This window comes from Paenibacillus dauci, from assembly GCF_000971985.1.
In the GTDB taxonomy this organism is placed as follows: Bacteria; Bacillota; Bacilli; order Paenibacillales; family Paenibacillaceae; genus Saccharibacillus; species Saccharibacillus dauci.
The window spans coordinates 918,841-932,400 of record NZ_LAQQ01000001.1; the positions used below are offsets into that span (position 1 = coordinate 918,841).

General features: G+C 46.3%; 9 protein-coding genes and 1 pseudogene. 2 read left to right on the forward strand and 8 right to left on the reverse strand.

Annotated features, from left to right (window positions below; genetic code table 11):
* Positions 1 to 282 precede the first annotated feature (282 nt).
* Complete coding sequence (locus WH46_RS11380; RefSeq protein WP_017815287.1) at positions 283 to 1,359, reverse strand: M24 family metallopeptidase; 1,077 nt, start codon at positions 1,357 to 1,359, stop codon at positions 283 to 285.
* 277 nt (positions 1,360 to 1,636) lie between these two features.
* Here WH46_RS11380 and WH46_RS11385 point away from each other — a divergent pair, with 277 nt between their 5' ends.
* Both WH46_RS11385 and WH46_RS11390 read left to right on the forward strand, forming a co-directional pair.
* Complete coding sequence (locus WH46_RS11385) at positions 1,637 to 2,629, forward strand: DUF1385 domain-containing protein (protein WP_046226757.1); 993 nt, start codon at positions 1,637 to 1,639, stop codon at positions 2,627 to 2,629.
* A 5-nt stretch (positions 2,630 to 2,634) separates the two neighbouring features.
* The gene (locus tag WH46_RS11390; RefSeq protein WP_046226758.1) at positions 2,635 to 3,030 is read left to right on the forward strand and encodes a hypothetical protein; all 396 of its coding nucleotides are present in this window, start codon (positions 2,635 to 2,637) and stop codon (positions 3,028 to 3,030) included.
* Positions 3,031 to 3,178: 148 nt separating this feature from the next.
* Here WH46_RS11390 and WH46_RS11395 read toward each other — a convergent pair whose 3' ends face one another.
* From WH46_RS11395 to WH46_RS11425, 7 genes and pseudogenes are all read right to left on the reverse strand, one after another.
* Positions 3,179 to 4,810: a family 10 glycosylhydrolase gene (locus WH46_RS11395; protein WP_052714205.1), complete on the reverse strand. Its 1,632-nt coding sequence runs from the start codon at positions 4,808 to 4,810 to the stop codon at positions 3,179 to 3,181.
* Positions 4,811 to 4,990: 180 nt separating this feature from the next.
* A complete protein-coding gene (mntR, locus tag WH46_RS11400; RefSeq protein WP_017815291.1) occupies positions 4,991 to 5,416 on the reverse strand; it encodes a transcriptional regulator MntR in 426 nt (141 codons plus the stop codon).
* A gap of 220 nt (positions 5,417 to 5,636) precedes the next feature.
* A complete protein-coding gene (metG, locus tag WH46_RS11405) occupies positions 5,637 to 7,664 on the reverse strand; it encodes a methionine--tRNA ligase (protein ID WP_046226759.1) in 2,028 nt (675 codons plus the stop codon).
* A gap of 430 nt (positions 7,665 to 8,094) precedes the next feature.
* On the reverse strand, positions 8,095 to 8,415 hold the full coding sequence (gene yidD, locus WH46_RS11410; RefSeq protein ID WP_046226760.1) for a membrane protein insertion efficiency factor YidD: 321 nt from the start codon (positions 8,413 to 8,415) through the stop codon (positions 8,095 to 8,097).
* 110 nt (positions 8,416 to 8,525) lie between these two features.
* Positions 8,526 to 8,957 (reverse strand): annotated as a pseudogene (locus tag WH46_RS11415) (Fur family transcriptional regulator); the annotation flags it as partial.
* 290 nt (positions 8,958 to 9,247) lie between these two features.
* Positions 9,248 to 11,482, reverse strand: coding sequence for a stalk domain-containing protein (locus WH46_RS11420; RefSeq protein ID WP_046226761.1), 2,235 nt, complete (start codon positions 11,480 to 11,482; stop codon positions 9,248 to 9,250).
* Positions 11,483 to 11,733: 251 nt separating this feature from the next.
* Complete coding sequence (locus WH46_RS11425) at positions 11,734 to 13,356, reverse strand: glycoside hydrolase family 3 protein (RefSeq protein WP_082208383.1); 1,623 nt, start codon at positions 13,354 to 13,356, stop codon at positions 11,734 to 11,736.
* Between the last annotated feature and the right edge of the window lie 204 nt (positions 13,357 to 13,560).

The following is a 13,560-nucleotide window of genomic DNA, read 5'->3' on the forward strand; positions in this document are numbered from 1 at the left end:
ATATATGGTAAAGCCAAGTTTGATACAATATACGCCTATCTATAAAGCCGAACAGTTCTCTGAAGAGCTGTCCGGCAGACTGCCTATATATTGTACTATACCCCATAATCTACAGGATATTCTGTTTAAAGGGTTAAACTCTGTGATCAGCGAACGTTCGGGAGGTATCCTGTTAGCGTTTTTACAAACGTAATGGGTTCAGCCTGTCCAATCGAAGCAATCCCAGTTTATTTTATTCGGCAAACATGACTCCTGATCCTGCTAAGTGCAGGAAGAAGCTGCTTAGACCGGTAAAATCGTAAATTCTTTGCTGGAATGCGTCAGAATACGAATTCCATCTTCGGTAATCAGTACATCATCCTCAATACGTACACCGCCGAATCCAGGTAGGTAAATGCCCGGTTCCACGGTAACCACCATACCCGGCTGCAGCACAGTATCGCTGAGCTTGGACAGACGTGGCTCTTCGTGTACTTCCAGACCGATACCATGACCGGCGCTGTGACCATAGGCGTCTCCATAACCATGTGCCGTGATAATATCACGTGATAATGCATCCGCTTCCTTGCCACTCATTCCCGGTTTCAGATGCTGCAGCGTATGCAGCTGGGATTCCAGTACAACATTGTAAATTTCACGGTGTTTGTCCGACGGTGTACCGACGAATACCGTACGTGTGAGATCAGATACGTATCCATTATAGATAGCACCAAAATCAAACGTAATAAATTCATCATGACCGATCGGCTTGTCACTGGCTACTCCATGCGGCAGAGCAGAACGTACGCCCGAAGCGACGATGGTCTCGAATGACGGACCGGATGCTCCCTGACGGCGCATGAAAAATTCCATTTCCAATTCCAGTTCCTTCTCGGTAACTCCTGGCTTGATATAGCTCAAAATATGGTCATACGTACGATCGGCAATTGCAGTCGCCTGTTCGATAATGGCAATTTCTTCTGCATCCTTGAAGTTACGGATGCCCTCAAGCATACCGGAGACCGGTACGAGTTCCACTGGAGCCAGATGCTGCTTGTAAGCGGCATACCTGCTGTAAGGGACCTGATCCTGTTCAAAACCGATCGATCCTACACCCCATTTGGAAAGCAGTTCTTTGATCGTATCCACTACGTTTGGAGCATGCTCGACCACGGTGAACGCTTTGGCCTGTTCAGGCGCTTGGGTCATATAACGGAAATCGGTTAATAAATAAGCCTGTTCTGCCGTTACGATAACATAGCCTGCCGAACCGGTAAATCCAGTCAAATATCTGCGGTTAACACTGCTTGTGATGAACATCGCTTCAAGCTGGCGTTCCTTCATGGCCTGACGCAATTTATTTAAACGTACTGTACTCATTGAACCTCTCCCCTTCGCTCCGTTCTGTCTTGCAAATAGCCAGAGATTATTTTACCATACCCTGCGCATTTTTGAGAATAGTCAGTTAAATAATTCACTTTTTGACCCTACTCTGCATATTCTGGTAATGGTAAGTAAAATCCGCTACAATATGAGTATCAAGCATGTCTGTAGTACAAGAAATGCTTAGCCGGCAAACTTTTTTTGAATCCGGCAATAGAATAAGCGAAACCATCATCTTCCTGGATGATGAAGAATAATGGAAGGGTGACACGATTTGCCAAAACAATCCACTCCAGTCAGCTATGGCGGCCAGGCTGTAATCGAAGGCGTCATGTTTGGCGGAAAGCACGTCAACGTAACCGCCGTAAGACGCAAAGATGGTGAGATCACCTACCTGGAAGTTCCCAGACAGGATAAATCCTGGGTCCGTACACTCCGCCGCATTCCACTTCTGCGCGGTATTATCAGTCTGATTGATTCCAGCGCCAAAGGCTCCAAGCATCTTAACTATGCTGCAGATGCCTATTCCGAGGATCAGATGGACCCCGAAGAATATGCCCAGCAGAAACAAAAAGAAGAATCCAAAAGAAGTCTCAGCATGGTTCTGGGTGTAGCTGTAGTCGGTGTGTTGTCTCTGATCGTCGGCAAGCTGATCTTTACAATCGTACCCGCTATGCTCGAAGGTCTACTGTTCAAAAACCTGTTCCATAACCTGTTTTTGCATACTCTGCTAGAAGGGGTTATTAAAATCATACTGCTGTTGGTCTATCTATGGGGGATTTCCCAGACACCACTGATCAAGCGACTGTTCCAGTATCATGGAGCCGAACACAAAGTTATTACCGCTTTTGAGAATAAAGCTGAATTAACACCAGAAAGCGTACAAAGATTCAGCCGTCTGCATTACCGTTGCGGCAGCAGCTTTATTATTCTGACGGTCATTATCGGCGTCATTATTTATTCCTTGTTCCCCTGGGATGGACTTGCTGAACGAATCCTGCAGCGTATTATCTTGCTTCCTCTTGTTATTGGTGTATCCTTTGAATTTTTGAAGTTTACGAATAATTTGCGTGATATTCCAGTGCTTCGTTATCTCGGTTATCCGGGTCTTTGGCTGCAGCTGCTGACAACCAAAGAGCCTACGCTGGATCAGCTGGAAGTATCGATTGCTTCCTTTAACCGGATGCGTGAACTGGATGCGCAGCTGGCTCATGCGTCTGCATCATCTGCAGTTCCCGAAGTTTCTCCTGACCCTGTGAAAGGATGATAAAAATGAGAAGGTCACCTGCTCAATTGATTATTTTCGTCGTGATGATACTGCTGGCTGTGATTGGACTCGCTTCATCGATATATCGGATGATATTCATGCCTGCCACTTTTAACTGGGGCGGATTGATTGTAACAGTAGTTATTTTGGCAATTGCGTTTATGCTGCTTCGTTCTTCCAGAACTACTGTCGGTATGAGCAAACAGCCAAAAATAAAGCCTTCTGCACGTACAATGGCAAAACTCAAATCACAGCAAAGCCAGTATAAAACATCGAGTAAATCTGCTCCATTTGCCAAAAGCACTCCATCTCCATCCGGCAAACCCAAAAAGAATTATCCATTCCAGGTCATCCAGGGCAACAAAGGCAAAGATGATGAGGATGTACCGAAATTTCATTAATCAAACTTTTATACACTTGGAAATGATATTTGCACAGCATCTTTCTTACCAAAAACGCCCCCTGCTCATACGCAGGGGGCGTTTTTTAGTATTTATAATGATAATCTTGCGCTTATGACACGGATCGGTTGGTGAATATTGATTACTATTACAGACTCCAATAGGATTTAAGCTTGCTGACAATATCCAGTGGATTCTTTTTCAGGTCCTTGTAGCTGAAGAAGATACTGCCTTTGATATTACTGTATTTCTCATTATATTTCATTTGGTTAATGATCTCGTTGGATGTATTCCAGCCAATTTCCGGTGTGTTGATTTTGTAAATGGCTTGACCGATATACAGATCGACTCCCGTATTCTTGGTCTCATTGGCCCACCAGTCTACTACCTTATCATAATGAGCTGCCGGTAAAGAGAAGCTCCAGTATACTTGCGGAGCGATATAATCGATCCAGCCGTTTTTGATCCATGTGCGTGTATCAGCGTACATACTGTCATATGCAGTTACACCCGCCTTGGTATCGGAACCGGTAATATCATTGGATTTGTTACGCCATACGCCGAACGGGCTAATCCCGAAACGTACAGATGGCTTGGACGCATGAATGGATTTGCCCAGATCACGGACAAAACTGTTGATATTGTTGCGTCTCCATTCACTTTTGCTTGTAGAGTTGCCTTTGTAAGCAGTATAAGCTTTGTCATCGTTAAATTTCTTGGAAGACGTCTCGGATGATGGGTAGAAATAGTCATCCATATGGACACCATCTACATCATAGTTATTCACGACTTCCATTACGGTATCGATGATGGATTGACGGGCTGCAGGAATACCCGGATTGATATAATACTTGCCGTCAAAATAAATCACCCAGTCCGGATGTTGACGCACGACATGATTGGAAGCCAGTGTGGCTGTCTTGGAATCGGTCGTTGCCCGGAAAGGATTGAACCAGGCATGGATTTCCATACCGCGCTTATGCGCTTCGGATACCATATATTCCAGTGGATCATAACCAGGATTTTTGCCCTGGGTGCCGGTCAGGAACTTGGACCATGGCATCGTTGCCGATTGATACAATGCATCTCCCGAAGGACGTACCTGTACGAAAACCGCATTCATACCCATGGATTGCAGATCATCCAGCTGTTTGGAGAACTCCTGCTTTTGTTTGGCTGCGTTGGAGCTGCTTGGCCAGTCCAGATTAAACACGGTAGAGATCCACGCTCCGCGCAGCTCTTTGGATGCTGTTGTGCCGTTGCCTGTCGGTTTGGTAGACGGTGAAGCATTCAGTGTACTTCCTTTTCCATCAGCACTGCCTGTACTGGAACCTGAACCGCCTCCAGTTGTCAGCGTTACTGTCTGAGTAGACTGATTCCAGTTAACGCCAAGACCGAGCCCTTCACCGATAAAGCGCAGCGGCACCATTACACGGCCGCTCTTGATCTGCACCGATGTATCCAGTGCAACCGACTTGCTATTTACTGTAGCTGTAGGTTGTCCGGCTGTAAGAACCAGCTTGTCGTTATCATGAGTAATGGTAACTGTACTGCTTGGCTGATCCCATGCAATCTCGGCACCCATATTTTCACTGATCAGGCGCAGCGGTACCATAGTGACATTGGTATCACTGGTAATATACGGAGCAGCGTCTCCCTGAATAGCTTTGCCATCCAGTACGATTTTGATGTTGGTGTCGGCGGCGTACAATGTACTGCTCACCAATGGAAAGACAACGACAATAGCGAGAAATAATGATAAATACCGATAAATTTTCATCCATGTACCTCCAGTAAATCTTTTACCTGCTTGAATTGGCTTGGCTGTTGGCTTCTTTACGACTATTTTCATATTAGAGCTAAATCACTTGTAATCACTTCATTTAATTAGACCTGTTCATTCTTCAAAAGTTGCGGACAAAATAAAAGACATCTGCCAGATAATCGACAGATGTCTGCCCTATGAATCGCTAATTAGCTCATTTTGCAGTCTTTGCAGTTCGGCTACACGCTCCGGATCGCGACGGAAATATTCGACCAGTGTCTCGATCTGGGTGATCGAATCCCAGCTCAAATGATGCTCGATGCCTTCAACATCCTTATATATATAATCGGGATTCACACCGATAATACCCAGAAAATCTTCCAGCAACTGATGGCGGTCTACGAGACGCTTGCCCATCTTTTTCCCTTTGCTGGTCAGTACCAGTCCGCGGTATTTCTCATAAATCAGATATTCATCCTTATCCAGCTTCTGGATCATCTTCGTTACGGATGAAGGATGAACTTCCAGTCCCTCCGCAATGTCCGATACACGCGCATATCCCTTCTGATCAATCAGCTTGTAGATGCGCTCCAAATAATCTTCCATACTGGGCGTTGGCATCTTGCTCCCCCTTTGGCATACACTTTCTTATTTGTGATACGAGTGCCGTAGTATACGTATCAGGCACATAATTCATTCAATAATCATACATGGAATGTAGACAGCTTGGCAAGTTTTAACAGCGTTTTTCACCATAAAAAGAACCTTCAATGATGCCGCAAAGACCATGCATTGAAGGTTCTCCGGTTATGATGACAGCCGCCTCATACGCCTGCCGATTTTACTTTACAACTGCTCCATTAGGCATGCCGTCCGGCACTGTAGCCAGTGTCAGCTGATCTCCATGGGAAGCTGCCAGGATCATACCGCGTGATTCTTCACCGCGCAATTTGACCGGTTTGAGGTTGGTTACGCAAATCACTTTACGACCTACCAGCTCTTCCGGAGTGTAGAATTTGGCAATACCGGATACCACCTGGCGCTGCTCTGTACCCAGATCAAGCTGCAGTTTCAACAGTTTATCCGCTTTTTTTACCGGTTCAGCAGAAATGACCTGAGCTACACGCAGTTCCACTTTGGCAAAGTCATCAATACTGATTTCTGCCTTTTCTTCGATTGGCTCAGCAGCTGGTGCTGTGACGGTCTGCTGCTCTGTAGCTGCCTGATCGCTTGTATCGTCGGCTGCTTTGAGTACGCCGCCCATAGCTTCGACAATATATGCCACTTCTTCTTTGGCATCGAGTCTAGGGAATATCGGGTCGCCTTTGACTACACCGGTACCTGCAGGAATCTGTCCGTACGTACGGATGCTGTCCCACGTGTTCAGCTCTTCGGCAGTTGCGCCGATTTGTTCACTGATCTGCTTCGGTGCACGTGTCAGGAACGGCTGCAGCAGAACGGAAATAATCCGCAGGGACTCTGCCAGATGATACATCACCGAATCCAGCTGGGCACGATTAGCTTCATCTTTGGCCAGTACCCATGGCTGGGTTTCGTCGATGTATTTATTGGTACGGCTGATCAGCTGGCTGATCGCTGTCAGTGCTACAGAGAATTCCAGCTTCTCCATCGCCTGTTCGACTTTGTCGATTGTCTGTTGAACCGTATCTTCGAGCAGTCCGTCTACTTCGAGTACACGACCGGCATAAGCAGGAATCACGCTACCGCAGTATTTATCGATCATCGCAACCGAACGGTTAAGCAGGTTGCCCAGATCATTGGCCAGATCGGAATTGACACGATCTACAAAGCTCTCCGGTGTAAAGGTACCATCTGAACCAAAAGGCACTTCACGCAGCAGGTAATAACGCAGCGCATCCAGGCCGTAGCGATCAATCAGCGTTACCGGATCGACTACATTGCCTTTGGACTTGGACATTTTGCCGTCTTTCATCAGCAGCCAGCCGTGACCGAATACTTTTTTAGGCAGCGGGATATCCAGTGCCATCAGCATGATCGGCCAATATATGGTATGGAAACGCACGATCTCTTTGCCGACCAGGTGAATATCAGCCGGCCAGAACTTGTTGAACAGCTCCGGATTTTCTGTACCATAACCCAGCGCTGTAATGTAGTTGGACAATGCATCGATCCAGACGTAGACAACATGCTTCGGATCGTCTTTTACTTTGACACCCCAGTCAAAGGTCGTACGGGATACAGCCAGATCTTCCAGACCCGGTTTGATAAAGTTGTTGATCATTTCGTTCTTGCGGGACTCCGGCTGAATAAAGTCAGGATGATCCTGATAGTATTGCAGCAGACGATCCGCATATTTGCTCATACGGAAGAAATAGGATTCTTCTTTGACCAGTTCAACCGGATGACCACTATCCGGGCTTTTCCCGCCGATTACTTCGCCTTTGTCATTACGCACGACGTCGACCAGCTGGGTCTCGGTATAATAGGTTTCATCTGGAATACTATACCAGCCTTCGTATTCTCCTTTGTAAATGTCGCCCTGCTTTAGCAGACGATCAAAAATTTCCTGTACGACTTTTTTGTGGCGATCTTCGGTTGTACGGATAAAATCGTCATAGGAAATATCCAGCTTGCTCCACAGGCTTTTGATCCCTTCTACGATGCCATCGATAAATTGCTGCGGCGTCTGTCCTTTCTCTTCGGCTTTGCGCTCGATCTTCTGGCCGTGTTCATCGGTTCCGGTCAGATAACGCACCTCATACCCTCTCATACGCTTGTAACGAGCCATAGCATCACCGGCTACAGTTGTATAAGCGTGACCGATATGAAGCTTGTCACTTGGATAATAGATTGGTGTTGTAATATAGAACGTTTTGTTGTCAGACATTATTATTCCTCCTTGGTTAGAATCAACGAACACAGCAGTCGGTATAACGGTAGATAAGCCGGTACAATACAATATATTCGACAGGATGCTGAGGCTGAGCGCACAACAAAAAGCCCCCGTCCCTAATGGGACGAGAGCTTATACTCACGTGTTACCACCCAACTTCCCTGCTCATTTGCATTAGCAGGCTCAGCGGCCCTTGCAGGCCGGCCATTAACGCTGGCTCACGCTGCAGCCTTACGTATCACACCCTCAGCGAGTGTTATGCGCTCGACTCCAGTTCCTCCCGGACCATCTTCTACAGCGGCTCCCAGACCGGTTCACAGCTGCTCCGGCTCTCTGTACTGGGCCTAACCCGTATACTTATCCATTCACTGGAAACGTATATGTGACTTGTGTAATTGAATATACCTAATTATTTGGGAAGCTGTCAAGCATTACGACGGCTTTGCATGAGCCCAGGCTCTTCGGATGAAGAAGTGGCTGCATGACCCGATGCAGGATCTCTGCGCTCTTTGGCAGGTGGTACCGGATCGATACCTCCCGGATGAAACGGATGACATTTACCGATACGTATTGCTGCCATTAGACTGCCTTTGAACACTCCATGAACTTCAATCGCTTCCAGAGCATACTGGGAGCAGGTCGGATAGAATCGGCAGCTCGGTGGCTTGAGTGGAGAAATGAATTTGCGATAAATATGGATTGGCACCTGCACAGCTCGGCGGCTCCATTTCTGTGGCTTATTCACTGGCTTCTGCCTGCCGCATACTCGGTCTGATCAGCCGGTACACTGGTTTTCAGATGTAACGCCGGTCCTTCTTTGCCATCTCCGCCTTTGCTGGCAGTCGACTGTTCATCTGCCGGCAGATTGCCCAGCTGCATCCGGCAGTCTTTGCAATAACCAAATACTTCGAACTTATGGCGAATAACTTCAAATTGCTCGGGCATATCCGTCATATCCATCGGACAAAAGGCGATCGGGTACGTTTTCTCGCACTGCAAACAAATCATATGATGGTGATGATGATCCTGACTGCAGTGGCTCTTGAATTTGACACCATCTTCGAATACGATCTGCTCCAGTACGCCAAGTTCCTGCATGACCCGCAGATTACGGTACACGGTATCAAAGCTGAGTCCGCTGTATTTTTGCCCCATATATTCATAGACATCTTTGGCTGTCAGATAACCCGGCGCTTCCGCGAACAGTTTGGCCAACGTACGGCGTTGATCAGTAATCCGCAGTCCCTGTTTTGACATAATATTAATAATTTCCTCAGTAGACAGCATGAGTCGCTCCTCCTGTCATGGCTCTAGCTCATTTCTATTTTTAACCATTGTTTGTATTTTATTCGTAATAATAACTATTATACACCAAAAAAAGAATAATGCCGAGTTCTGCATACAATATTTTTGGTTCATCAGTCTGATTCTAAAGGTGATTCTGATTTAGCGCAACCCGGTATGAATAAATAAAAACCGGAGCTGCATGGCAGACTCCGGCTTCAATATTAGGCAGCTATGCAGCTGCATTTTCATTTCGGTTGGAACAACATGTAATCACTACTTCTTTGTATGGATTACTGCTTTTTGGCTGGCAGCTGATTAAACAGCAAGTTAACTGGCAAGTTACTGCCTGGTGCTGCTGTGAACCAGATCTCTACAGATTCTGTATCCAGTGCGCCGGTACGATAGATAACTACATTATCGTTAGCAGAAGTAGCTGCACCGTTATTTTTGATTGGTGTGCTAACCCCATTCACGAAAATGTAACCGGAGTAACGACCACCACGCGCATTAAAGGAAATCAGCGTATTTGGTGCTACCATATCCAGTTTGATTTTGTACAGTACACCAAAGTTACCCGCGTTGGATGCTTCGGTCATGGACATTGGATCTGTACCTGTCAGGTTTGGATCACTGTTGTTGTCGCCCAGTGGAATACGTACATTGGAATTACCGATCAGACCAGGTACATGCATAATGCGTGTTGCATTGTCATACGTACCACGGTTGTGGATACCGTCGCGATCCAGTTTAGGCAGAGTAGCCATGGAAGCGATCGGATCTGCATTTTCATCCACCATCATTACTGTATATTGAACAGTAGCATCACTCATCAGATCACCATATAGAGAGATAACATTATCTGGTTTGATCGTTGTTGCATTCAGTTGATTGAAAATGATCTGACTTTGTCCCGGTTGAACAACTACAGTCTGTGCATCTGTACCGGATTGCAGAGATTTGTAATAACGATCGATAGAAACTTTACCTGCTGCAGTAGCATAGACGTTAGGCCCACCAAAACCTACATCCTGAATATTCAGGGTTGCAGGTGTTGCATTGGTATTGGTTGCAATAACGTACATTTTAACGCGTTTGCCGGTTTCATTAACATGGTGAACCATAATACGTGTTGGCCCGCTTGCATTTTCCTGGTATACGATACCTTCGGATAATGTTCTTTCCGGGCTGTTACTGCGGATCAGGCGTACCGGCTCCGAAGTTACTTCAGAAGTCATTGTCTGCCATGTTGGGATCTCGGCACCATTGATATTGAAAGAATCACCAATAGGTGTGAACAGCGGATAGAACTGCTCTGCTGTATACAATGTGTCATTGGTAATATTGATTGTTTTGCTGTATGTGCCTGTCGCACCGTGCTTATCGGTTACAGTAAGTGTAATTGTCTGTGGTCCCGGTGTGAAGAATGCCAGTTCTTTATTAACCCATTGTGTTTTGTTTACATCAATAGCATTTTCATCATCTGTACTCATATCGGTATAGTTGATAACTTCACCCATACGGTAGGATTCACTGTTGGTTGTGAACATCGCTACCGGCGGCTGATTGGGAGGTAGTACATTGATTGTTACCGTATATGGATCGCTCCATTGTCCGGCAGAATCCATGATCTGGTACGTTACAACATGAGAACCGGCTTCAGCGAAAATATCTTCGCGTCCTGTCCAGCGTTCATCCGCAACCGGGCCACCATCAGGTGTTTTGGTTTTGGTTGTATACTGTACAGTCGTTTGCGTAGCATAGATAGCTGTAGGCGATACCGTAAAGGAAGCCGTAGGTTTTACCTGCAGATCCATGATCACCATTTTGCCCTGTACTGTATATGGAATATTCAGTGCAGCCGTGATGGAAGTCAGCGGTACCATGAATACACTTTTCTGTTGGTAAGAAGGGCCTTTCATCAGTGTACGTACACCATCTACTGTGTAATACTTACTGTCTGTTGTGAAACGCAGCTCTTTACCGTCTTTTTTCATAACGGTTTCTTTGGTCTTGGAATCATATGTAAGCGTCAGTCCAACACGCTCTACCAGTGCACGCACAGATACATAGGATACTCCATTTTTAACCGTCATCGGCTGGTTGGAATAATACAATTTACCATCACGGTAAATCTGATTGGAATTCATCATGAAGATCAATTTGTTAGGCCCTGCAGAGTATACATCTGTTACTACAGATGGCTGGCTTGTAGTAGGCGCAGCTGGTGTAGTAGGTGCAGTGGGCGTTGGTGTAGCGGGTACAGCTGGTGTAGTCGCTGGATCTGCAGGTGAAGTAGCCTCATCTGTAGTGCCGTCGTCTACTCCTGTCTGATCATCAGTCCCGGTAGTATCTGTAGTAGGATTGATGGATGGAACGGTATAGGTATTTGGGGCATTATCGTACACGTCCTGTACAATACCCGTGTCTGTATCGCCTTCTGCCGCAAATGCCTGACTGGCAGGGAATGCCGCAACGATTTGTGTAGAGGCGAGTACAGCCACTAGAAAACTCTTCTTGAATTTCATTATTCGACTCCTTCTTGTAGCAATCTACTGTAATTTAAATCTATAAAAATAGAATTCCCCCGAAATGACACATTATTAAGACGCAGCACTTTGTAAAAAGTTTCTCTGTTCTTGAGGAAAGCTTGCCGCTTTTTTCGCCATTCACATTTTAGACACAAATAGGCTGACAGCTACGACAAGTATTAGTCAAAATGGATGGGAATGTATATCCCCATCCAACTGTACTATTTATGATAAGCACGATGACTTGTTTATACTTCGGCAGGATAATATTCATTCAGGCTGACTGGCAGTTTGCCAGTGAAAGGCTGGTTTCCTGTTAAAACAGCTGCGAGTGCTTCGATGGTGTATTTACGATTTTCATAACAACAGATATACGTATCCACTTCGGGCAGGTGATTCATATCGTATGGATTGCGTACCGATATTACGATGACCGGAATATCGGGTAATGCTGCAAGTGCCGCAGTAAGTCGAGCTTGCCCTGCCGGAAGCTCACCGGCTGACGTATAGGTTGCCATCAGGATAAAGTCTACTGTCTGTGCACGATGCATCACCTGTTCAATCTGCGCATTTTCCAGTTCGGCATCTACAATCATCTCATCTGTCACTATATGGTATGCACGAAGTGCCTCAGCCAGACTTGTCTGATGACCAGCAGGTTCATCCACTTCGGTCTCCCGGGTCACCTGCGGCCAAATGACCAGCCCCTGCTGCTTGATTGACAGCGGCAGCTGTCCATTATCTTTGACAACGGTGATACTGCGTAAGGCAGCTTCACGAAGCACCTTTTCCGATTCAGAGGTATGCAGGCGAATTGCCTGGTCAGCATCTTTCCGAATAGGCTGATTCATTTCCCTTCTTGCCTTAAGTGATAAAATTCGCTGAACGGACTCATCAATGCGTTCTTCGGTCAGTCTCCCTTCGGCTACCGCTGCACGAACCGCTTCAATAGCAGCCACCTGATCGGTCAGTGTATGACTAATCAGCAGGAGATCGGCACCTGCCTGCAGGGATCGCACTGCTGCTTCAGCAATAGGAAAATGCTTGGCAATAGCATGCATTTCCAAACAGTCGGTAATAATCAGCCCCTGGAACCCCATCTGCTCACGTAGTAGTCCGGTCAATACTGACGGGGATAAAGTCGCTGGGATCTGTTCCAGTTCGAACGCCGGGAAGATAACATGAGCAGACATGATCAAATCTACTCCAGCTTCAATAGCACGCTGAAAAGGAAGCAGTTCTACACTCTCCAGCCTGCTCCTGTCATAAGGCACAGAAGCCAGCCCATAATGAGAGTCTGTATCGGTATCGCCATGTCCAGGAAAATGTTTGGCCGTTGCAGCAACCTGTTCTGCCTGCATAGCTGTAATAGCTGCCGCTCCATGCTCTGCGACTTTGTCTGGCTTTTCCGAATAAGATCGTACACCAATAACCGGATTACGGGGATTATTATTTACATCGATACAGGGAGCGAGATTGAGATTAATTCCCAGCATGCGAAGCTCACGCGCACTGATAGCAGCCACTTGCCCCGTCAGTTCCAGATCATCTGCTGCGCCAAGCGACATATTGCCCGGAATGAGACTAAGCTCTTCCCGATCGATTCGGCTGACCACGCCACCCTCCTGATCAATCGAAATGAATAAAGGAGGCAGCTCGCTAGAGGTAGCCATCTGCTGAAGGTCGGTAGATAACTGCATAATTTGCTGCGGTGTACCTATATTGCGGCGAAAATAGATTACTCCGCCTATAGCATACTGTTCAATTAATATTTTCACCTGTTCGTCCGGCACAATATCATGGAAACCACCTATAAATAACTGTCCGATTTTCTGATCAAGCGTCAGATCTGATAACTGAAACATATTCATGTATATCCTCCCTGTATCATGGACTGGTTATGCTCCTTCAGTATACGATCATGTTCTGAGGACAACAAGAAGCTCTCTTTATCCTGCTTGACCCCTATAATCATCATGTACTTCCATTGGATATAGACAAGAAAAAACCTCTCTATCCTAAAGGACAGAAAGGCTCTTTCCGGCACATGCCTGTTATGATTTTCATCCTGCATC

Coding starts and splice junctions, on each gene's coding strand:
- WH46_RS11380 (WP_017815287.1), bottom strand. CDS start 1,359: ATGAGTACAGTACGTTTAAATAAATTGCGTCAGGCCATGAAGGAACGC.
- WH46_RS11390 (WP_046226758.1), top strand. CDS start 2,635: ATGAGAAGGTCACCTGCTCAATTGATTATTTTCGTCGTGATGATACTG.
- WH46_RS11395 (WP_052714205.1), bottom strand. CDS start 4,810: ATGAAAATTTATCGGTATTTATCATTATTTCTCGCTATTGTCGTTGTC.
- mntR (WP_017815291.1), bottom strand. CDS start 5,416: ATGCCAACGCCCAGTATGGAAGATTATTTGGAGCGCATCTACAAGCTG.
- metG (WP_046226759.1), bottom strand. CDS start 7,664: ATGTCTGACAACAAAACGTTCTATATTACAACACCAATCTATTATCCA.
- WH46_RS11420 (WP_046226761.1), bottom strand. CDS start 11,482: ATGAAATTCAAGAAGAGTTTTCTAGTGGCTGTACTCGCCTCTACACAA.
- WH46_RS11425 (WP_082208383.1), bottom strand. CDS start 13,356: ATGAATATGTTTCAGTTATCAGATCTGACGCTTGATCAGAAAATCGGA.